Genomic DNA, 21,866 nt, shown 5'->3' with positions numbered 1-21,866 from the left:
CCGGGTGCGGACGGAATCGGGTCCGCGGGTGCGGATCAGTCCAGGGTCATGGTGTCGAGCAGCCGGACGGCCGCTCGCGCCGCCGGTCGCTCCCAGCGGCTGGCCAGGCCGCGGAAGACGGTCTCCGCCTGCGCGGCGGGCCAGTCTCCGGGGAGGTGCTCGGCGGGCAGATGCGGGTCCCGTCGTACGAGATCCAACCAGTCGGTGTGCAGCAGGAGTTGACCGGCCAGGTCGTCGCCGGAGGTCGCCGCGGGCAGGGGGTCGGTGCGGTCCCAGCGGTCCAGGAACGCGCGGTACCGGGCGCCGATGGCCGGCACGTCGAAGGCCTGCTCCAGCACCTCGCGGACGTCGGTCGGCGACTCCACCTCGGCCCGGAACACCCGCAGATACGGCTCCAGCCCGAGCCCCGCCACCATCTCGCGGACGTCGACGGGCGCCGGGGCCACCCACAGGCCGTTCTGCAGCGGGCCGAAGCCCGCCCAGATCAGACGGGAGCGCAGATCGTGCCGTTCACGGCTCCACGCCTCGGGCAGCGAGAAGCCCACCATCGTCCAGCGCCCGTCCCAGTCCCGGTTCACCGCGCCCGTCTGCCAGATACGGTCCCTGCCGTCCGTCAGCACCTGCACGGCGTGCGGCGTCAGCGCGAAGTACGTCTTCCGCCCCTGCCGGCGACGCTCCAGCAGATCGCGCTTGACCATCCGGTTCAGGGTGGTCCGCACCGCTTCCTCGGTGCTCCCCACCCGCCCGAGAGCGGTGATCACACTGCCCGACGACACGGCGACCGGCCGCCCCAGCACGTGAACGCCGAAGAAGGTCAGCATCAGGGACTGGGTGCGCGGCTCGGGCCCGCTCTCGGCGGCGGTTCCGGGGGCGACGTCAACACTGGTCACGGGCACAGCGTAGGCCCGGGGCGGGCGTGAGGAGCCTCTGCACCGTGAAGTGTGTCGCGTCTGTAACGGCAATCGGGGATCAGCCGAGTGTCGGAGTGCCTGGTGGCGCGTGACTCAGAAGGCGAACGCCTCGGTCAGGCGCAGGTTGTAGCCGTCCTCTTCCATCAGGACGACCGTGACGCCGAACGGGGACGGATGGTCCAGTTCGAGGGGAGTGAAGGCGTAGTCGACCGCTGCCTGGACGGGCGGCACCAGTTTGGCGTCGAGCTGGGGAGCCGGGGCCGGCTGCCACTGGGGTCCGGCGGAGGACGGGTCCTCGGTGTAGGGGAACTGGTGGAGCGTGTGGCCGTCCTTCGTGGCGTGCACCATGTTGAGGCAGGGGGACGGGCCGTCGGCGGGGAGTTCGCAGGTGGTGGCCACGTCCTGGGTCTCCCAGGCGAGCACGATCTCGTCGGCGTTCGCCGCAGCGGCGATGTTCGACAGTGACGCGATCGCCGTGAGCGCGTCCTCGCCGGACCTGACCGGGCGCAGCCAGATCAGGCCGACCAACTCGCCGCGCACCAGCGGCATGATGACCGGGCGGGGGACGGCGCCTTCGCTGAGACCCGCGACGTACGCGCTCTTCATCGACTCCGTCAGCGCGTCGAACGTACGCGTGTCCATGAACTCCCCATCCGCAGCGGCTGTGTGGCGTCCATTCTGCCCCGCTCGCGGGGTGCGCGAGGTCGCTCCTCGGAGTGAAAGAGGCCCCGGCTGGACGGGGGAGACCAGCCGGGGCCGTACGTGGTGGCGTGCGGAGGGCGGTCGCCTCTCGGCGAGGGGCTCCATGGGGCTTCAGCCGAACGATCGTCCCCATGGGCTATAGGTGAGGCCCGGGGACACTGTCCCCTCCGCAGCCACATATAGATGAACGGGCCACCTGCCTCAGTTGTTCCCGCGCATGTCCTGTCTGGGACTGTGAGCTGCGGAACACTCGGTGCGAGACGCCGCCCCGCGCGGAACACCCCTTACGCGAGGCTTCAGTTGAGGTACTCCGCGATCAGCGTCGCGAACTCGTCGGGGGTGGCGAGGCGGATGCCGAGCGTCTCGGCCTTGGCTCGCTTCGATCCCGCGTTCTCGCCCGCCACGACCAGGGTCGTCTTCTTGGAGACGCTGGAGGAGGAACGGCCGCCGGCGCGCTCGACGAGCTCGTTCATCTGGTTGCGGCTGAGCTTCTCCAGGGGGCCGGTCATCGCGCCGGTGACGACCACCGTCATACCGGCCAGCGGCCCGTCGTCGGCCGTGGCACCTTCGCCGCCGTCGGCAGCCGCGTCGTCCGTCGTGGGCGCGGGCGGGGTCGCGCCCGGCTCGGTCATGTTGACGCCGGCGGCGACCAGTTTGTCGATGAGCGGGGCGAGTTCGGTCAGCTCGGCGACGATCAAGGGGGCCTTCTCCGTGCCGATGCCGTCGACCCGCTGCATCGATTCCGCGTCGGCCGCGCGGATCTCGTCCATGGTCGCGAAGTAACGGGCGATACGGCGGGACATGGAGCGGCCGGTGCCGCGCACCCCGAGCGCGCACAGCACCCGGGACAGCGGCTGCCCTTTGGCCGTGGTGATCGCGGCGAGGAGGTTGTCGGTGCTGGTCTCGCCCATCCGCTCCAGGCCCAGGAGCTGCTCGCGCGTGAGGGCGAACAGGTCGGCGAGATCGGCGACCAGGCCGGCGTCGACGAGCTGGACGACGCGGGTGTGACCCAGCCCCTCGATGTCGAGCTGGTCGCGGCCCGTGGCGTAGGAGAGGGCGGCGACCAGGTGGCAGTTGCGGCCCTGTTCGCAGCGCCAGCGCAGTTCGCTGGTGTCGATGCCGGAGCCGCAGCGCGGGCACACCTCGGGGAACACGATGGGCTGTTCCTCGCCCGTGCGCAGATGCGCGACCGGGGCCTCGATGCGGGGGATCACGTCACCGGCGCGATGGACCATGACGTGATCGCCCAGGCGCAGGTCGCGGCGGGTGATGTCGCCCGGGTTGTGGAGCGTGGCGTAGGTGATGGTGGCGCCGTCGATCTCGACCGGCTCCAGGACCGCGCGCGGGGCGATGATGCCGGTGCGGCCCACGTTCCACTCCACCTCCAGGAGCCGGGTGATCTTCTCCACGGCGGGCAGCTTGTAGGCGATCGCCCAGCGCGGGGCCCGCGTCCCCGACCCGGCGGCCTGCTGGTCGGCGGCGAGGTCGGCCTTGATGACGATCCCGTCGATCCCGAAGGGGAGTTGGGCGCGCAGCTCGGCGATCTCCTGGACCCGGGCCAGCACCTCCTCGACCGTGTCGGCGGTGATGCCGGGCACGGCGGTGGTGGCCGTGGTGTTGACCCCGAAGGCGGCGGCCTGGGTCATCAGCTCGCTGTGCGCGAGCTCGGGCAGCCGTGCCGCGAGGTCGGCCTCGGTGTCCGGGAGGGGCAGCAGTCCGTAGCCGAAGAACGTCATCGGCACCGTGTAGGCGCGCTCCTTGGCCCGCAGGGTGCCCGCCGACGCACCGCGCGGGTTGGCGAAGGGCTGGCCGCCGTGCGCGGTGCGGACCTCGTTGCCGTGCTCGAACTGGGCGGTGGTCATGAGGACTTCGCCGCGCACCTCGACGGTGACCGGCTCGGCCAGCTCCAGCGGCAGGCCCTCGATGGTGCCGATCGCGTGGGAGACGTCCTCCCCGGCCGTGCCGTCGCCGCGGGTGATGAGCCGGGTGAGTCTGCCGCGCGTGTAGCGGGCCGCGATCGCCAGGCCGTCCAGCTTCGGCTCCACGCTGAACCGCGTGACCTCGTGGTCGATTCTTCGGGCCACCGACGCGGTCCAGGTGGTGAACTCCTCCGGGGAGAACACGTTGTCCAGGCTCAGCATCGCCACCGTGTGCGGGACATCGCCCTCCACCGCGCCGCCGGCCACCTTCCCGGTGGGGGAGTCGGGCAGCACCTGGTCGGGATTCTCGGCCTCCCACGCGGCGATGCCGCGCACCAGCCGGTCGTAGGAGTCGTCGTCCAGAGCGGAGGTGCCGGCGGCGTAATAGGCGGCCGACGCCTTCACCGCGTCCTCGACCGCCTGCGCGTAGGCGGCGGCATCCACGATCACAGCTGCAGGAGTTGTCATGACTCCCATCCTGCCTCCCACCACTGACAATGCCCCGGGCCCGACGCGGCGCGGCCTCCTCGCCCGCCCACGGGACGGCGGGCGAGGAGGCGTTCGTGCGGGTGCTCAGCCGAGCCCGCGGCTGTACGCCCAGGCGGTCGTGTCCAGGGTGTCCTCGGAACCGGTGAACGGCTCCTGCGGGGTGTACGAGTCGGTGGTGAAGTCGACGTCCACGTCGTCCGCCGTACCGCCGATCCCGTCCGCACCGACGCCCAGCATCTGGGCGATGTTGCCGCCCTGGTCCATCAGGTTCGCGGTGTCGTCGAACTGGTCGGTGTGCCAGTCGCCCGAGTAGTGCCCGATCTCGTGCGTGATGATGTTGCCGAGCCCCCGGCCGATGAAGCCGATCCTGTCGCTCTGCGGTCCCAGGTAGGTGTTGAGCGAGTTCGGGTTCGGCGCCGCGGCGCTCAGCAGGTCGAGCAGGACGAGCGCGGTGTCCTCGTGGCCGTAGTTGCCGGGGTCGATGGAGGACGAGATGCCGATGGTCGGGATGCCGGACTCGGCGATCGTGCCGCCGACGACGACCCGGCTCACATTGGGCCGGCCGAACGGGTCAGGATTGTCACGGCTGTTGAGGACTCTGACGGCGAAGTGCGGGTCGGTGCCCTTCGTGGCCAGGTCGGTCGCGATGTTCTCCTTCACCGAGGCCACGACGGCGTCGATCACCTTGTTCTCGTCGGCTGGGCCGAGCCCCCAGCCGGGCAGGAACGCCGACAGCGGTGACAGATCGTGCTGCGCGCCGCCCGCGCCGAAGATCGACGTGTTGACGCGAGCGCCGTCGAAGTCGAGGAACAGCGTCTGGACGGTGCCCTTGCGCTCCACCTCGGTTCCCGGGCGGTAGGCCTCCAACTCGGCACGGTAGGCGCCGACTCCGTTGCTCACGGCCAGGTAGTACCGGCCGGCGCGTGGCGCGACGAGGTCGACCGTGGCGTTGCCCCCGCCGGGCAGCGGCGACGCCGAGGCGTAACTCCCGCTGGCGTCGAGGGTCGAGCCCATCAGCTCCGTGCCGGCGGCGTCGTAGAAGGACAGATGGTGTGCGCTGCCGGTGACCGTGGCCCCGACGACGTCTCCCGCCTTCAGGTTGACGCCGTAGACGTCCTGGTCCCCGCCCTGCTCGGTGGAGAGCTTGAGGCTGTACGCGCCCTCGGAGCCCGCACCGGCGCCGCTGGCGGGGTCGTTCGGGTCGGTGGGCGAGCCGATGTTCGGCCCGGACCCGGCCACCATCAGGTAGTAGTCCCCGGTGCTGGGAAGAGGCAGACTCACGGAAACGTTTCCACTCGACGGGTCGTCGGCCCAGAACACCGTGCCGCCGTTCGCGTCGTAGAGCCGCATGATCGCGTTGAGACCGCCCTGGGCGCCCACGTCCATCGTGAGGGGCACACCGGCCGGCACTCCGGACACCTTGTAGAAGTCGAAGTCCCCGTGACCGTCACCGGCGCTGCCGTGCGGTCCGTCACCGATGACGCCGCTGGTCCTGACGGCCTGCCGCGCCCCGGCCACACCGGTGTCGATGGCCAGCGGGATGGACCCGTTGTCCTCCGAACCGGCGGGCAGCGTAGGGATGTCGGGGTCGTCGGCGAGATCTCCGGCGATGGCGACCGCGGAGTTCTGACGGGCACCGGCGCCGAAACCGGTGATGCGTTCGGCGGTCGGCACTGTGTCGTTGGCGCCGAGCGTGCCCGCGGGTTCCTTCTCGGCGTACGACGTCGCGGCCGCGAGCCCGGCCAAGTTCCGCTGTGCTGCCCGGAGTTTGCCGCGGGCTCCCCGATCCACGTCGGCCTGAAGGAAGTTGACCTTCCCCCGGGCCTCGGCGGGCAGCAGGGCGAGCGACGGATCGAAGTTCAGGCCGCCCGGGCTGGCCGCGCCCTTCTGCGCCAACTGGAGCCCGTCGCTGATCTGTTGGGCGATCCGGTCGGGTCGGCTGTGTTCGGTGTGCTGGTCCGCGTGTGCCGGTGATCCGGCGACGGACATGGTCGCGCTGAGCAGTGTGACGGTCAGGATGCTGGCTAAGCGGTGGCGGTGAGCGCCTGCGCGCATGCGGTCTCCCCTCCGCGGGACCGCGCTCGGCGGTCCGGCGGTCCTGTTTCGAGCGTTCTGGTCAGGAGCGCTCTGGGCAGGGCCTGGTCGGGCGGGGTGCCGGTGGTGGTGCCTATGGTGCTGGTGTCGGTGCGATGGCGGTGCCCGTGATCAGGCCGTCCGGCAGAGTTGGTCTAGTCCAGCAGGGGGTGTGGGCATGTCAATGGGGCCTTGGGGGGCGTTCGTAGGGACAGGCGCGAGTGTCTGGGCGTAGGGCGGGCGCCGGTGTCTGGTGGGGCGGGGCGGGTTTCGGAGTCCGGTGGCGCGGGGCGGGCTTCGGTGTCCGGTGGGGCGGCTCCGGCCCTGGAGGTCACATCCGTCCGCCGGCTCACACCGCGCCGCCCGTGTCCCTCACGGAAAGTGTTGCGCCGCCGACATCCCGCACGGAAAGTGCCGCGCCCCCGCATCCCCGACGGAAGACGGCGCGCGCCCCTCGTCAGTCCTCCGGCTCGGAAGCCCGCTGCAGATCGGCCCGTCCCTCCGCGGCCCGAATGAAGCGGGTCATCCCGAACTGGCTTGTTGTGGCGGCGTCTTGGGGGTTGCCGGTAGCCGATTCGGTGGTGCGAGACGTGGTCGGCAGGACGTACGGGCGGCGGAGCACCTCGTCGAGGATGATCACGGTCTCGGTCGCGCGGACCGCGGGGATGGTGGAGAGGCGGTCGGTGACCAGGCGGTGGACGGCGGTGACGTCGGCCACCCGGATCTGGATCATGGCGTCGTGCTGGCCGGTGGTGACGGCGCAGTACTCCACCTCCGGCATCTGGGCGAGGGCGGTACGGAACTGGTTCCACAGCTCCTGGCGGACCGTGACGAAGATCAGGGCGCAGATCTCCAGCCCGACCCGGTTGTGGTCGACGCGGGCGCTGAAGCCGTTGATCACGCCGTCGGCGCGGAGGGCTTCGAGGCGGGTGTAGGCGTTCGCGCGGGAGACGCCGACGCGTTCCGCGAGGGCGGCGACGGAGATGCGGCCCTGTGTACGGAGCACGTCGAGGATCTTGAAATGCACCGAATCCAGGGCAAGACCGATGCCGATCCGTCCAGAGCGGCGCGAGCCCGGGGTCTCCGGGGCCGACAGATCTTCCATGTTCGCGCCTCTCCATTGCATTACGTCTCGCGCTGGTCCCGTCCGCCGAGAGTCCTGGTTAGTTTCAGCCAACCCTAACGGCGAATCGTCCAGGTCCCCTCCCGGCATCCGCCCGTACCCGCACACCCGGTCCCGCACGGCCTTCTTCCGCTCCGCCACGCTCCGCCCTGCTCACGGAGGCACGCATGCCCAGATTCACTGCCGGGTCGTACCCGGTGGCACTCCCCCTCGTCGCGGTCGCGGCAATCGCCCTGAGCGCCTGCTCCGGCGGTACGAGCGCCTCCGGTTCCTCGGCCGGCAAGACCCTGGTCGTCGACACGTCGTTCAACCTGAAGACCGCCGACCCGGGCCGCGAGTTCGAGCCGACCGGGCAGATCGTGGACAAGGCGCTGTACGAGACCCTGCTGTCCTTCAAGGGCTCCGACGTCACCAAGCCGGTGCCGGGGCTGGCTTCGTCGTACGAGCAGTCCGCGGACGGCAAGACGCTCACCCTGCACCTGCGGACCGGCGCGAAGTTCGCGGACGGCAGCGCGGTCACCGCCGACGACGTCGTCTTCTCGCTGAACCGGGTGATCGCGCTCAAGGGCAACCCGTCGTTCCTGCTCGACGGCGTCACGGTCACCAAGACCGACGCCTCCACCGTCACCCTGGTGTCGAAGAAGGCGAACCCGGCGCTGCCCTTCATCCTCCCCAACCCCGCGCTCGGCATCCTCAGCGCGAAGACGGTCCAGGCCCACGGCGGCTCGGCGACCGCGACGGACGCGGCGGAGAAGTACCTCAACACGACGTCGGCGGGCTCCGGCCCGTACACGCTCACCTCGTTCAACACGAACACCCAGGTCGTCCTGACGAAGAACCCCAAGTACACCGGCTCCGACAAGCCGACCTACGACAAGATCGTGCTGCGCAACGTCCAGGCCCCCACCCAGAAGCTGAACGTCCAGCGCGGTGACAGCCAGATCGCCCTCGACCTCACCTCCGACCAGGTCAGCGGGCTCGGTGGCGGACTCAAGGTGGACAGCGGCGCGTCCTCGGACGTGATCTTCCTGCTCCTCAACCGGAACACCAAGGTCAGCAGTACGACGGCCAACGCGAAGTTCGCGGAGGCGGTGCGCAAGGGCATCGACTACAAGAGCCTGCTCTCGCTCGCCGGCACCGGCTCCGTCCAGCCCGCCGGGATCATCCCGTCGACCTTCCTCGGCGCGCTGCCCGCCTCCGAGGCCGCGGGCCGCGACCTCGCCGGGGCGAAGGCGGCGCTCAAGGCGAGCGGTATCGCCAAGCCCTCCGTGACCCTCGGCTACGCCAGCGACCTGACCGTCGACGGCCTCTCCCTGCAGACCCTCGCCGAACGGGTCCAGGCCCAGCTGAAGGAGGTCGGCATCACCGTCACGCTCGCCCCCGCGCCGACCACCACCGAACTCGACAACTACCGCAACGGTAAAGAGCAGTTGGGCCTCTGGTACTGGGGCCCGGACTACCCGGACCCCAGCGACTACCTGACCTTCCTCCCCGGCGACCTCGTCGGCCTGCGCGCGGGCTGGAAGGCCGGCGCCGACCCCACCCTCACCGCACTCGGCGACAAGGCGGCGACGACGATCGGCGACGACACCCGCAAGACCCTGTACGAGCAGATCCAGACGAAGATGAACACCGACGGCCCCTTCATCCCGCTGATGCAGCCGAGCCGCAACACCGTCTCCGCCGCGTCCGTGACCGGCGTGGCCTACAACCCCGTATGGACGATCGATGTCGCCGCGCTGGGCACCAAATAGGGGTGCGGGGGGTGGCAGACGTCTCCTCGCCCGCCACCCCCTCGCCCGTTTCCTCCTCCGCCGTACCGCCACCGCCGTCCTGCTCGCCCTCGGCGTGACCCTGGTGACGTTCGTCCTCACCAACCTGGTCCCGGGCGACCCGGCGGCGGCGAACCTCGGCCAGCGGGCCATCGGCGACCCGGCGATCGTCGCCCAGTTCCGCCACCACTACGGCCTCGACAAGCCACTGCCGGTCCAGTACGTCACCTACCTCGGCAACCTCCTCCACGGCGACCTCGGCGAGTCCCAGCAGAGCCACCAGTCCGTCCTCACCGACCTGTCGACGGCCGTCCCCGCCACCCTCGAACTCGCCGGTGCCGCGATCGTCGTCTCCCTGGTCCTGGGCGTCGCGTTCGGCGTCGTCGCGGCACTGCGCCGGGACCGCCTCACCGACCAACTCCTCCGCGTGGTCAGCCTGTTGGGTGTCTCGGTACCGACCTTCTGGCTGGCCCTGCTCGCCTTCTATGTCTTCTTCTACCGCCTAGGCTGGGCGCCGGGCAGCGGCCGCCTCGACCCCGGCATGACCGCGCCCCCGCACGTCACCGGCCTGTACACGGTCGACGCGGTACTCGCCGGACAGTGGCCGGTGTTCTGGAGTGCGGTGAGCCATCTCGCCCTGCCCGCACTGGTGTTGACGGCCTACACCGTCGGCCTGCTGACCCGCTTCACCCGCTCCGCCGTACTGGAGGTCCTCAACCAGGACTACGTCCGGGCGGCCCGCGCCAAGGGCCTCCCCGCCCGCACGGTCCTCTTCCAGTACATCCTCCGCGCGGCCCTCGTCCCCGTCATCACGGTCGCCGGACTGGCCTTCGGCGCCCTCCTCTCGGGCACCGTCCTGGTCGAGTCGATCTTCGCCTGGCCGGGCCTCGGCGCCTACGCCTACCGCAGCGCGACCACCCTCGACCTCCCCGCCGTGATGGGCGTCGGCCTGGTCGTCGGCCTCGTGTACCTGACCGTCAACCTCGCCGTGGACGTCCTCTACGGCGTGATCGACCCGAGGGTGAGGGTCCAGTGAAACGCAGTCCTGAGCGGAGCCCCGAGGGCGTGGTGAAACGCGGTCTCCTCCGACGGCTGCCGCCCGCCTGGCGCAGACCGCTCGCGGTGACGGGCGGCCTGGTCGCGGTGTTCTGGCTGCTGATCGTGGTCGCCGCCCCGCTGCTCGCCCCGCACGACCCCCTCGCGCAGAACCTGCCCCGGCTGGCCGCCCCCGGCGCCGGACACTGGTTCGGCACGGACGAGCTGGGCCGGGACGTCCTGAGCCGCGTGCTGTACGGCGCGCGGGTCTCCATCCCGCTCGCGCTCCTGCTGGTGGCCATGTCGCTGCTCGTCGGCGGAGTGCTCGGGGCCTGCGCCGGGTTCTTCGGGCGGTGGGTGGACGAGACCGTGATGCGGATCGCGGACCTGGTGTTCGCCTTCCCCACCGTCATCCTGGCGATGGTGGTCGCCGCCGCGCTCGGCGCCAGCCTGCAGAACGCGGTGCTGGCCGTCCTGGTCGTCTCCTGGCCGTCGTACGCACGCGTCACCCGGGGCCTGGTCATGGGCCTGCGGAACCGCGAATTCGTGCTCAGCGGACGGCTGTTGGGGTTCTCCGCCTGGCGCTCCCTGCGCGTCGACATCCTGCCCAACGTGCTCGGCCCCCTGCTGGTCCTGGCCACCCTCGACATCGGCACGGCGACGCTGCTGCTGTCCGGGCTGTCCTTCCTCGGGCTCGGCGCGAAACCGCCGACCGCCGAGTGGGGCGCGATGGTGGCGGACGGCACGCAGCAGTTCGACAAGTGGTGGATCGGGGTCTTCCCGGGGCTGGCGATCCTCACCGTCGTCCTCGCCTTCAACTTCCTCGGCGACACACTCCGGGACGCCCTCGACCCGGGCACCGCCCGCACGATCGGCGCGGAGAAGGAGCGTGTGGCATGACCGACGGCGACACGGTCGACGTACTGAAGATCAGTGGTCTGACCCTCGACCTGGGCGGTGCCCGCATCCTCGGCGGCGTCGATCTCGCGCTCCAACCCGGCCGTATCCACGGGCTCGCGGGGGAGAGCGGTTCGGGCAAGACCATGACCGGTCTTGCCGTGCTCGGTCTGCTGCCGCCGGGCGCGCGTACCGGCGGGCGGATCGAGTTCGAGGGCACCGACCTGCTGACCCTGCCGGCCCGCCAACTGGCCGCGCTGCGCGGGCAGTCGGTGAGCATGGTGTTCCAGGACCCGTCCACCAGCCTGCACCCCATGCTCAGCATCGGCCACCAGCTCACCGACCACCTGCGCCACCACCTGAAGCTCAACCGCAAGGCGGCGAAGGAGCGGGCCGCCGACCTGCTGACACAGGTCCGCATCCCCAATCCCCGTGAGGCGCTGGGCCGTTACCCGCACCAGTTCTCCGGCGGCATGCGCCAGCGCATCGCCATCGCCATCGCGCTGGCCTGCGAACCGAAGGTCCTGATCGCCGACGAGCCCACGACCGCGCTCGATGTGACCGTGCAGGCAGGTGTGTTGCGGCTGCTGCGCGGTCTCTGCGACGACCTCGGCCTCGCCGTCCTGCTGGTCACCCACGACCTGGGCGTGATGTCCGCGATCGCCGACGAGGTGAGCGTGATGCGCCACGGCCTGGTCGTCGAGACGGGTCCGCGCGGCCGGGTCCTCACCGACCCGCAACACGACTACACCCGCACGCTCTTGGACGCGCTCCCCGGAAGGAGCACCGTATGACGACCAGCCCGCCGACCCTTACGACCCCCCACTCGACGACCCCTCTCCTGTCGGTCGACGACCTCGTGGTCCAGTACCACCGGCCGGGCGCAGCCCCCACCCGAGCCGTCGCCGGGGTCAGCCTCCAGGTGCGGGCGGGCGAAGTCGTGGGCCTGGTAGGCGAGTCGGGCTGCGGCAAGTCGACGCTGGCCCGCGCGGTCTGCGGCCTCACCGCACCCGCGGAAGGCCGGATCACCTACGACGGCACCCCGGTACGCCCGTTGCGGGTGCGCCGCCGCGAACTGGCCCTGACCGGCATCCAGATGGTCTTCCAGGATCCGTACGGCTCCCTCAACCCCCGGCGCCGGGTGGGCTCGCAGATCGCCGACGGCATCCGTACGGCGGCCGGGCGGGGCGAGGCCGCGGCCGAACTCACCACCCCGGAGGACCTGTTGACCCGGGTCGGGCTGCCGGCGAGCGCCGCCGAGCGCTATCCCCAGGAGTTCTCCGGCGGCCAACGCCAGCGCATCGCCATCGCCCGCGCCCTGGCCGCCCGACCCCGGCTGCTGGTCGGCGACGAACCGATCTCCGCCCTTGACGCTTCCGCTCAGCTCCAAGTGGCCACGCTGATGAGGTCGTTGGCCGTCGAGTCGGGCGCCGGGCTGCTGTTCATCAGCCACGACCTGTCCGTCGTACGGCTGATCGCGGACCGGATCGCCGTGATGTACCTCGGCCGGATCGTGGAGACCGGCCCCACCGCCGAGGTCTGGGCGGACCCGCGCCACCCGTACACCCGGGCACTCCTGGCCGCCGTACCGAAGCCCGATGGGGCGGGCGTGCTGCCCGCCGAACTCCCCGGCGACGTCCCCGACCCCGCCGACCCGCCGAGTGGCTGCCGCTTCCACCCGCGCTGCCCGCAGGCCTTCGACGGTTGCGACCGGGAGGAGCCGCAGTTGATCGCGGGGGGTGTCGCGTGCCGGTTGTACGCGGCGTGAGCGGGGGTGGGGTGTCCGGATCCACCCCGGCAACGCCGGCAACGTTTGGTCACAGAGCCGCCCGCTGACGGTCGCTCTACTGGGGCGTGACCACCGCGCCCTGTCTGTCACCAGTGTGCGCGGAGCCCCCGCGTCAGCGGCGCCCCGCACTCCCGCACACGCGGAAACCCACGCCCAGAACGCCGAACGGATCCTCACGCCGAGCCTCACGGAGACCCGATGCCCGCCACCCCAGCGCCCGACGACGACCACCCCCACTCCACGGACCCGGCCGCGAACCTGTACCCGGCCGACCGCCTCCACCGTGCCCAGCAGGCCACGGCCCGAGCCGGTCTGGACGCCCTGCTGATCTCGCCCGGTCCGGACCTGCGTTACCTGACCGGCTACGACGCCAAGCCGCTGGAACGGCTGACGTGCCTCGTGCTGCCCGCCGACAGTGATCCCTTCCTCCTTGTGCCGGCCCTGGAGGAACTCGCCGCCAAGGCATCCCCGGCCGGTGACCTGGGCATCGAGATCACCGGCTGGGGCGAGACCGACGACCCCTATGCCCTCGTCGCGGCCCGGCTGCCCGCCCGTACCGCCCGCGTCGGCGTCGACAACCGTATGTGGGCGGAGAAGACCATCGCCTTCCGCACCCAACTGCCGGGCGCCAGGCAGGAGTTGGCCGGAGCCGTGCTGAACGGGCTGCGGATGCGCAAGACCCCGCAGGAGGCGGCCGCCCTGCGCCGGGCCGGTGCGGCCATCGACCGGGTGCACACCCGCATGGGGGAGTGGCTGCGAGCCGGGCGTACCGAACGCGAGGTCGGCCGGGACATCGCGGACGCGATCATCGCCGAGGGGCATATCCGGGTCGACTTCGTCATCGTCGGTTCCGGCCCGAACAGCGCCAGCCCGCACCACGAACTCTCCGACCGGACGATCCGCCCCGGCGACCCGGTGGTGGTCGACATCGGCGGTACGACCCTGGACGGTTACTGCTCCGACTCCACCCGGGTGTACGCGGTGGGCGAGCCGCCCGCCGAGTTCCGCCGCCTCCACGACGTGCTGCTCGGCGCCCAACGCGCGCAGACCGACGCCGTGCGACCGGGTATCACGGCCGGTCAACTCGACGCTGTGGGACGGGACATCATCACCGACGCCGGATACGGACCGCACTTCATCCACCGCACCGGACACGGCATCGGCCTGGAGAGCCACGAGGAGCCCTACATCGTGACCGGCAACCCGCTCCCGCTCGCACCGGGCATGGCCTTCTCCGTCGAACCCGGTATCTACCTGCCCGGCCGGTACGGAGCCCGGATCGAGGACATCGTGATCTGCACGGAGGAGGGCGGCGAGCGCCTCAACCGCACGCCCCGTGACCTGGTGGTCCTCCCTTGAGCCGGCATCAGCGGGAGGGAAAGGAGGGACAGGAAGACGTGATGATCCACGGCAAGAACCCCGCCCCCGTACCCGCCCAACTACGCCTGACGGGCGAGGACTTGGTCCTGCGTGAGTGGACCGAGAACGACCTCCCCGCCATGACGGACCTGTTCCACGACCCCGAGATCGCGCACTGGACCCCGCTGGCCTCGCCGTTCGACGAGACCGCCGCCCGCGCCTACCTCGCCACCGCCCGACGGGCCCGCGCCGAGGGCCTGTGCATCCAGCTGGCCATCACCACCGACGGCCAACTGCCGCTGGGTGAGGTCCTCGTCATCCGGCAGAACGCCAACGGTCGTACGGCGAGCCTCGGTTACTCCGTGGGAGCCGCGCACCGCGGCCGACGCCTCGGAGCCCGGGCCCTGACCGTCATGACGGAGTACGCCCACCACGCCCTGGACCTGCCCCGGTTGACGCTGAGCATCGCGACGGACAACGCCGCCAGTGCGGCGGTGGCCCGAGCCGCCGGCTACCACCTCACCGATGAACCGCCGATCACCACGGTAAGAAGGGGCTGGTCGCTCACCCTGCGAACGTGGGCGCACGACCGCCCCTGACCCGGACCGCGCCCCCTCCCACCCAGCACTCGACCAAGGATCCGCCATGCCCGCTCCACCACCCCCTCCCGCCCGTCCCGCCGCCGACCGCGGTGCCCGCCCGGGTGGCGCGCCCGCCGACCTGGCCGACGTGTGGACGGTGATCACGGGCATGTACGAGGGCTACACGGCCGGCGACCGCGACCGCATCGACGCCTTCCTCGACCCCAAGGCCACCATCTGGGACTCGGCGACCCCCGAACTCATCAGCGGCAGAACGGAGTTGAACCGCGTCCGGGACGCCCGTCCCACGCCGGACGACGGTCCCGCCGAGACCGGCCTCACGGCGTACGGCCAAGTCGTCGACGTCTTCGGGGACTTGGCCGTGGCCCGCTACTGGCTACGGGTCGACTTCCGTGCGGCCCCTTCGGAGTTGGCCCGCAACACCGCGGTCCTACGGCGTGCGCACCCCGCCGGTCACTGGCTCGTCGTGCATCTGCACGAGGACATCCAGTGAATAGGGTGACGGGTGAGGCGCGGGGGCCCGTTCCCTCTACTATGTCGGGGTCCGGTCCGGGCGTGTCGTCCGAGGACTGGTGTCGCATCCCCGCACCCCCGCTGGGCAACGGGGTTGGAGCCCAGTCGAGTTGACCTCACGGTGGATCTGGTGACTCTCGGTTCCACCCAAGGAGGACATGTCCCGTGCTTTCGCTCGATGGCTCCGACCCATCGCACATAGGTCGTTACCGTCTGGTCGGCAGACTCGGCGAGGGCGGGATGGGGAGGGTGTACCTCGCGCGTTCGCCGGGAGGCCGTCCCACCGCCGTCAAGGTGATCAACGACCAGCTGCGCCATGACGAACACGCCCTCAGCCGGTTCCGCCGCGAGGTGGAGACCCTGGGTACGGTCCGCAGCGCGTACACGGCGTCGCTCATCGACGCGGAGCTGGACACGCCGCCGTACTGGCTCGCCACCGAGTATGTGCCGGGGCCCACGCTGCACGCCGCGGTCGTGGCCAACGGACCGCTCCCCGCCGACCTGGCCCGGGTCGTGCTGGCCTCCCTCGCCGAGGGACTGGACGCCATCCACGTCCGCGGTGTGTGGCATCGGGACCTCAAGCCGCACAACGTCATCCTCTCCGCGACCGGCCCTCAACTGATCGACTTCGGCATCGCCAGGACCACCGGCACGTCCAACCTGACGCAGGTCGGCGGGGCGATGGGCAGTCCCGGGTTCATCGCGCCGGAGACGATCACGGGCGGCGAGACCGGTCCGGGCGCGGACGTGTTCGCCCTCGGGGCCACGCTGGCGTTCGCCGTCACCGGCCGCCCGCCTTACGGGGACGGGCCGTTCGCGGCCGTGTCCTACCGTTCGGTGCACGGCGAGATCGACCTGCGGGGTGTCGATCCCGGCGTCGCCGAACTGATCGCTGCCTGCGCGCAGAGCGATCCCGCCCTGCGCCCCACCCCGCATCAGATCGTCGAACTCTGCCGGGCCGAGGCCGATCTGGTCCACCATCCCGCCTATCAACGGGCACTCGCCGTGGGCTCGTTGACGGACCGGGAACGTGCCGCGACCGTCGCCGACAGCGGGGGCGCTGTGTCGGCCGTAGCCCCGCAGTCGACGGCGGCCATGGACGGCGGCGCGCGGGAAGCCCATGCGGCCACGCTCCTCGCGCCGAACCCGGGCCTGGACACCCCCACGCAGCCGCACGTGGCGGATGTCTACGGCCCCTATCCGGTGGGAACCGGACCGACTCCGCCCCCGGACGGCGGAGGCACCCGAGGTGAACCCGGGCGTCGCACGCTCTGGACCGCCATCGGCGCAGCCGCGCTGGTCGTCGTCGCCGGCTCCGGGCTGCTCCTGTTCAACACCCTTGACGACAAGGGCGACAGCAAGAGCAAGGACTCGGCGTCAGCCCATGTCACCCCGTCCGCCGGCGCCGGCCGCGCCGCCCACGTGTCGGCCTCCCCGTCCGCAAGCGGAGCGACGGCGTCTCCTTCTGCCTCCGCTTCCGGCACGGGTGAGAGCAAGCTGCCCGACGCCGTGGTGGTGAAGTCCCCCTTCACGTTCGAGGTCGGGAAGTTCATCCAGACCGTGCGCTCGAAACTGATCATGCAGACGGACGGCAACCTCGTGCTCTACGACGCGGCCGGAACGGCGCATTGGGCGAGCCAGACCCAGGGCGCGGGGAACACGGCCACGTTCCAGGCGGACGGCAACCTCGTGGTCTACGACGCTCAGCACCAGGCCCTGTGGAGCAGCAACACCCAAGGTGCCACCGGGGCCGTGCTCAAGGTGCTGGAGGACGGCAACATGGTCATCGCGACGGACGCCGCGGTCGTCTGGCAGACCAATACCGCGAGTTGAGGGCGGGGGCGCGAGGGCGGCGAAGCGAACTCGGCCGACGGATCAGCCGAGTCGGCGCCCTCTGGGCGGGTCCGGAAGATCATGCGAGAGTGGGCGCATGACGGCACCAGAAGCCACGGTCGTGGCGGTGGACGAGGTCGAGGAACTCGCGGTGGACGGGCTGCGCTGGCTGATCGAGGCGGCGCGAGAGACCTCCGGAGGAGGCCTCGCCTGGTCGGGGAAGCCCTCGGACGACGAGCCGAACCCGTCCCTCTACAGCGGTACGGCCGGGAACGTCCCCGTGCTTCTGGAGGCGTGGCGGCACTTCGGTGACGACTCCTACGCCGACGCGGCCCTGCGCGCGGGCCTCGGTCTCGCGGATTCCGTCGACGGCATCGAAGACGACTCCCTCTACTTCGGCCGCACCGGAGTGGCCCTCGTCCTGCGGACCCTGCACGAAGAACTCGGGGACGCGGCCGCCGGTGCCGCCGCAGACCGCGCGCTGGACCTCGTGCGGTCACGCTTCGACGGGACCCGCTGGGGCGAGCTGTTCGAGCTGATGGGCGGCAACTCGGGGATCGGCCTCGGCGCCCTCCTGGCCGGCGACCCCGAACTCGCCGTCCTCGCCGTGGAGCCGTACCTGCGGACGGCGGAGCGGACTCCGGCGGGCGTCCACTGGCCCCACCGCACGGGCATCGAGGCGCGTCTGCACCACATCTCGCACGGCACACTCGGCATCGTCGTGGGACTCGCCACGGTCGGCGAGGCCACCGGCCGCGCGGACCTGGTCGAGCTGGCGCTGGCCGGTGCAGCGGACGTCGTGTCGCGCGACGAGGCGGGACCGGAAGGCTTCCTGGTCCGGCACTCCACCCCGCCGTACCGCCCCGACGTGGTCGAGCCCGTCAGCTACGGCTGGTGCCACGGCCCGGCCGGTGACGCCCAGGTCTTCCGGCTCCTGCGGGACATCACGGCCGACCCCGCCTGGTCCGCCCTCACCGACCGCTGCTGGCACACGGTCACCCACTCCGGCCTGCCCCAGCGGCTGCGCCCCCGCTTCTGGGACAACAACGGCCGCTGCTGCGGCACCGCGGGCGTCCTCGCCCTGGCCTGCGACCGACTCGCCGAACAGAAGGAACCGCAGGAGCGGCAGGACCCGTACGACTTCGCCCACGTCCTCGTCGCTGACCTGGCCGCCCGCGCGATCCGGGACAACGACGGCGCCCGCTGGTCCAACGTCGAACAGCGGGCCACCCCGAGCGACCTCGAACCCTTCACGGGGTGGGCGATGGGCAACGCGGGCATCGTCCGCGAACTCCTGCGCTTCGTACGGCTCGGCCGAGGAGGCGATCCGCGCTACGCGTTCGCGTGGCCGGACCAGCCTCCGGTGCACGCCCAGGACACGGGCCGCCGCTAGCGGATCCGCGCCACCGCCGCGTAGATCCCGCTGCCTTCCGGAGCCTCCTCCGACGCCGGCGGATTCCACTCCGTCGCCGTCACCAGGCCGGGCGGCACCAGTTCGAGGTCGTCGAAGAAGCGGGCCACCTCCGGGCGGGTGCGGAAGCCGAGCTTGATGCCGCCCTTGGCGTACTCCGCGGTGACCTGGGCGGCGAGTTCGGGGTACAGGTCGGACGCCGCGTGGGACAGGACCAGGTAGCTGCCGGACGGCAGGGTCGCGACGAGGTTGCGGACGATGCCGTGGGCGTCCTGCTCGTCCGGGATGAAGTGCATCAACGCGATCAGCGAGAGGGCGATCGGGCGGGTGAAGTCCAGGACGTGGCGGGCGTGTTCGACGATGAGCTCCGGCTCGCGCACGTCGGCCTGGATGTAGTCGGTGACCCCGTCGGCGTGGCTGATCAGCAGCGCCTCGGCGTGACGCAGGACGATCGGGTCGTAGTCGGTGTAGACGACCTTCGCCGTCGGCACGGTCCGCTGGACGATCTGGTGCAGGTTGGGCGCGGTCGGGATGCCCGTGCCGATGTCCAGGAACTGGTCGATGCCCTCCCCGGCGAGCCAGGTCGCCGCACGGTGCATGAACTCCCGGTTCTGCCGCGCCGCGTCCTTCGCCTCGGGCGGCAGCTTCTCCCCTACGGCCTCGTCGACCGGGTAGTTGTCCTTGCCGCCCAGCAGCCAGTCGTAGACCCGCGCGGGGTGTGCCTTGCCGGTGTCGATCTGCGGTGACGGCTGGGGGTCGGTCGTCATGGCAACTCCATCGCGGCAGGTGAGAAGGGTGGGCGGAAGGGGTGGGGCAGGCTTCCGATCATCGTACTCGCCGTGCTTCATGTGGCTTGTGGGGGAGGGGAGTTGGGGCTCGCCGCTCCCGTCAGCTCGCCGCGCGTCCGTGCAGGCCGTCGAAGAGGATGGTCGTCAGGGCGTCGGCCAGCGTTTCCACGGTCAGGTCGCGGTCCGGGCGGTACCACTCCACGAGGGAGTTGACGGTGCCGAACAGCAGCCGGCTGGCGAGGTGCGGGTCGATGTCCGCCCGTATGCCGCCCTCGGCCGCCGCCCGCGTCATCAACTCGGCCACCCGGTGGTCGAATTCACGGCGCCGGGCCAGTGCCCGCTGCTCCACCTCGCTGTTGCCGTGCAGCCGCAACAGCAAGGTGACGTACGGCAGTTCGGCGGCCAGCACCTCGACGCTGCGGTGGATGATGCGCTTCATCCGGGCAGTGGCGGTCGCGGTCGTGTCCGGGGCTCCGCCAGCCCCCTCCTGGTCCCCGGCCTCCTCGTCGAGGACGGCGAAGAGGGCGTCCAGGGCGCGGTTGACCGCGAGTTCGAGGAGCTCCTCCTTGCCGGACACATGGTGGTAGATGCTCGACTTGCTGAGGCCCAGGCGCCTGGCCAGTTCCTCCATGCCGGTGCCGTCGTAGCCGCGTTCGTTGAAGACCACGACGGCGACCTCCAGCAGCGAGTCGCGGTCGTAGGCGGGACGGCCGTGGCGGCCGGCCGGGTTCTGCACAGGTGTCCTGGTCACGGGTCCATTGTGACAAGGCCGGCGACCGGGCCGGGCGGAACGGCCTCGGAGGTCACTGGTCCCGCAGATCCTTGACCCGGCGGATCTTGCCCACCGAGCGCTCCAGGGTCTCCGGATCGACGATCTCCACCGCCACGGTCACGCCCACGCCGTCCTTGACACCCTTGCCGATCGCTGCCGCTGCGGCGTCCCGCTGCTCGGGAGTGGCACCGGGGCGGGCCTCGGCGCGGACCGTCATGTGGTCCATGCGGCCGCGCCGGCTGAGCTGGATCGTGAAGTGCGGGGCGACGGCCGGGGTGCGCAGCAGGATCTCCTCGATCTGGCTGGGGAAGACGTTCACCCCGCGCAGGATGATCATGTCGTCGCAGCGGCCGGTGATCTTCTCGATGCGCCGGAAGGCCGGGCGGGCCGTGCCGGGGAGGAGCCGGGTCAGGTCGCGGGTGCGGTAGCGGATGATCGGCAGCGCCTCCTTGGTGAGGGACGTGAAGACCAGCTCGCCGCTGTCGCCGTCGGGCAGCACCTCGTCGGAGATCGGGTCGACGATCTCCGGGTAGAAGTGGTCCTCCCACACGTGCAGGCCGTCCTTGGTCTCCACGCACTCCTGCGCGACACCCGGGCCGATCACCTCCGACAGGCCGTAGATGTCGACCGCGTGGATGTCCATGCGCTCCTCGATCTCGCGGCGCATCTCCTCCGTCCACGGCTCGGCGCCGAAGATGCCCACCTTGAGGGAGCTGGTGCGCGGGTCGACGCCCTGGCGCTCGAACTCGTCGAGGAGGGTGAGCATGTACGACGGGGTGACCATGATGATCTCGGGCTTGAAGTCCTGGATGATCTGCACCTGGCGGGCGGTCATGCCACCGGAGGCGGGGATCACGGTGCAGCCCGCGCGCTCGGCACCATAGTGGGCGCCCAGGCCGCCGGTGAACAACCCATAGCCGTACGACACATGGATCTTGTGGCCGGGCCGGCCACCGGCCGCGCGGATCGAGCGGGCCACCACGTCGGCCCACATGGAAATGTCGTTCTCTGTATAGCCGACGACCGTGGGGCGGCCGGTGGTGCCGCTGGAGGCGTGGATACGGCGGACCTGGTCCATGGGGACGGCGAACATGCCGAAGGGGTACGTGTCGCGCAGGTCGGCCTTGGTGGTGAAGGGGAACCGGGCCAGGTCGTCGAGGGTGCGGCAGTCGTCGGGTTTGACGCCGGCCTCGTCGAACTTCCTGCGGTACAACTCCACGTTGTCGTAGGCATGCCTCAACGTGGCCTGGAGCAGGCCGAGTTGGTGCTCGCGCAGCTCCTCGCGGCTCAGGCGTTCGGCGGCGTCCAGCAACCCGTCGGGGAGCGGCTCCCCGAGGCGCGGACTCACGGGCGGCGAAGCCGGTGGGGCCGCCGGGGCTGTCAGGTCGCTGCTCATGGAGACTCCTTCGTCTTCGCGCTGTTGATCGTGCGGCTGCGGCCGCGGAACTCCGCGATCACCTGGTCGCCGCGCACCACGCTCACGTCGTAGATGCCGCTGCGGCCGAACCGGGTGCGCTCCGTCGCCGTCGCCACCAGGACGTCGCCCTCGTGCGCCGGGGCGACGAAGTCGATGTCGGCCGCGGCGGCCACGGTCACCGGGCCGTGGCTGTTGCAGGCACAGGCGAAGGCCGAGTCCGCGAACAGGAACAGATAGCCGCCGTGAGCGGTCTTGTGTCCGTTGACCATGGCCGGGGTCACGGTCATACGGAGCACGGCGGTCCCTTCGCCGTGCTCGACGAGCTCTATCCCGAGAGCCCGGGACGCCTCGTCCGCGGCGAACATCCTCGCCGTCGGACCGGAGGCCGTGTCAGCGGCCTGCGTCATTTTCCACCACCTTGTGGACCGACCGAACATTCGGTTAGCGTGCGTCACGGCCAA

The 21,866-nt window shown here is 71.1% G+C and carries 19 protein-coding genes; 10 read left to right on the top strand and 9 right to left on the bottom strand.

All coding sequences use genetic code 11. From position 1 onward, the window contains the following. Positions 1-35: 35 nt before the first annotated feature. From OG496_RS07630 to OG496_RS07610, 5 genes are all read right to left on the bottom strand, one after another. Entirely contained in the window at positions 36-896 is an 861-nt protein-coding gene (locus OG496_RS07630) for a PaaX family transcriptional regulator C-terminal domain-containing protein (RefSeq protein ID WP_399392839.1), read from the bottom strand. Positions 897-1,004: 108 nt separating this feature from the next. Further along, positions 1,005-1,553 (bottom strand): hypothetical protein, encoded by a 549-nt coding sequence (locus OG496_RS07625; RefSeq protein WP_405970141.1) that lies wholly within the window; start codon positions 1,551-1,553, stop codon positions 1,005-1,007. Positions 1,554-1,909: 356 nt separating this feature from the next. Then, the gene (gene ligA, locus OG496_RS07620) at positions 1,910-4,009 is read right to left on the bottom strand and encodes an NAD-dependent DNA ligase LigA (protein WP_405970140.1); all 2,100 of its coding nucleotides are present in this window, start codon (positions 4,007-4,009) and stop codon (positions 1,910-1,912) included. 96 nt (positions 4,010-4,105) lie between these two features. Further along, on the bottom strand, positions 4,106-6,076 hold the full coding sequence (locus OG496_RS07615; protein ID WP_405970139.1) for a PPC domain-containing protein: 1,971 nt from the start codon (positions 6,074-6,076) through the stop codon (positions 4,106-4,108). A gap of 475 nt (positions 6,077-6,551) precedes the next feature. Next, entirely contained in the window at positions 6,552-7,199 is a 648-nt protein-coding gene (locus tag OG496_RS07610) for an Lrp/AsnC family transcriptional regulator (protein ID WP_405970138.1), read from the bottom strand. A 185-nt stretch (positions 7,200-7,384) separates the two neighbouring features. Here OG496_RS07610 and OG496_RS07605 point away from each other — a divergent pair, with 185 nt between their 5' ends. The 10 genes from OG496_RS07605 (at position 7,385) to OG496_RS07560 (ending at position 18,410) form a co-directional block, all read left to right on the top strand. Continuing rightward, complete coding sequence (locus OG496_RS07605) at positions 7,385-8,971, top strand: ABC transporter substrate-binding protein (RefSeq protein ID WP_405970137.1); 1,587 nt, start codon at positions 7,385-7,387, stop codon at positions 8,969-8,971. Continuing rightward, a complete protein-coding gene (locus tag OG496_RS07600; protein WP_405970136.1) occupies positions 8,946-10,025 on the top strand; it encodes an ABC transporter permease in 1,080 nt (359 codons plus the stop codon). Before OG496_RS07605 ends, OG496_RS07600 begins: the two co-directional genes overlap by 26 nt. Beyond that, the gene (locus OG496_RS07595) at positions 10,022-10,924 is read left to right on the top strand and encodes an ABC transporter permease (RefSeq protein WP_366495096.1); all 903 of its coding nucleotides are present in this window, start codon (positions 10,022-10,024) and stop codon (positions 10,922-10,924) included. The genes OG496_RS07600 and OG496_RS07595 overlap by 4 nt, the downstream gene beginning before the upstream one ends. Beyond that, a complete protein-coding gene (locus OG496_RS07590; protein WP_366495095.1) occupies positions 10,921-11,715 on the top strand; it encodes an ABC transporter ATP-binding protein in 795 nt (264 codons plus the stop codon). Before OG496_RS07595 ends, OG496_RS07590 begins: the two co-directional genes overlap by 4 nt. Continuing rightward, positions 11,712-12,689: an oligopeptide/dipeptide ABC transporter ATP-binding protein gene (locus OG496_RS07585; RefSeq protein ID WP_405970135.1), complete on the top strand. Its 978-nt coding sequence runs from the start codon at positions 11,712-11,714 to the stop codon at positions 12,687-12,689. Before OG496_RS07590 ends, OG496_RS07585 begins: the two co-directional genes overlap by 4 nt. 219 nt (positions 12,690-12,908) lie before the next feature. Beyond that, positions 12,909-14,069 (top strand): M24 family metallopeptidase, encoded by a 1,161-nt coding sequence (locus OG496_RS07580; RefSeq protein ID WP_405970134.1) that lies wholly within the window; start codon positions 12,909-12,911, stop codon positions 14,067-14,069. Positions 14,070-14,110: 41 nt separating this feature from the next. Further along, positions 14,111-14,668 carry a GNAT family N-acetyltransferase gene (locus OG496_RS07575; RefSeq protein WP_405970133.1) on the top strand — a complete coding sequence of 186 codons (558 nt, stop codon included), beginning with the start codon at positions 14,111-14,113 and terminating at the stop codon, positions 14,666-14,668. A gap of 46 nt (positions 14,669-14,714) precedes the next feature. Beyond that, a complete protein-coding gene (locus tag OG496_RS07570; RefSeq protein WP_405970132.1) occupies positions 14,715-15,164 on the top strand; it encodes a nuclear transport factor 2 family protein in 450 nt (149 codons plus the stop codon). 185 nt (positions 15,165-15,349) lie between these two features. Next, entirely contained in the window at positions 15,350-17,017 is a 1,668-nt protein-coding gene (locus OG496_RS07565) for a protein kinase domain-containing protein (RefSeq protein ID WP_405970131.1), read from the top strand. A gap of 97 nt (positions 17,018-17,114) precedes the next feature. After that, a complete protein-coding gene (locus tag OG496_RS07560) occupies positions 17,115-18,410 on the top strand; it encodes a lanthionine synthetase LanC family protein (protein WP_405970130.1) in 1,296 nt (431 codons plus the stop codon). Here the strand turns inward: OG496_RS07560 and OG496_RS07555 are convergent. From OG496_RS07555 to paaI, 4 genes are all read right to left on the bottom strand, one after another. Beyond that, positions 18,407-19,195: an SAM-dependent methyltransferase gene (locus OG496_RS07555; RefSeq protein ID WP_405970129.1), complete on the bottom strand. Its 789-nt coding sequence runs from the start codon at positions 19,193-19,195 to the stop codon at positions 18,407-18,409. The two genes, OG496_RS07560 and OG496_RS07555, sit on opposite strands and share 4 nt — an antisense overlap. 121 nt (positions 19,196-19,316) lie before the next feature. Further along, complete coding sequence (locus OG496_RS07550; RefSeq protein ID WP_405970128.1) at positions 19,317-19,967, bottom strand: TetR/AcrR family transcriptional regulator; 651 nt, start codon at positions 19,965-19,967, stop codon at positions 19,317-19,319. Positions 19,968-20,019: 52 nt separating this feature from the next. Continuing rightward, complete coding sequence (paaK, locus tag OG496_RS07545) at positions 20,020-21,384, bottom strand: phenylacetate--CoA ligase PaaK (protein WP_405970127.1); 1,365 nt, start codon at positions 21,382-21,384, stop codon at positions 20,020-20,022. Beyond that, entirely contained in the window at positions 21,381-21,812 is a 432-nt protein-coding gene (gene paaI / locus OG496_RS07540; RefSeq protein ID WP_405970126.1) for a hydroxyphenylacetyl-CoA thioesterase PaaI, read from the bottom strand. Before paaI ends, paaK begins: the two co-directional genes overlap by 4 nt. Positions 21,813-21,866 lie beyond the last annotated feature (54 nt).

It is taken from the genome of Streptomyces sp. NBC_00988 (assembly GCF_045162645.1).
GTDB lineage: Bacteria > Actinomycetota > Actinomycetes > Streptomycetales > Streptomycetaceae > Streptomyces.
Note: the sequence above shows the minus strand (reverse complement) of the source record. Positions and strands in the feature narration are given on the sequence as shown.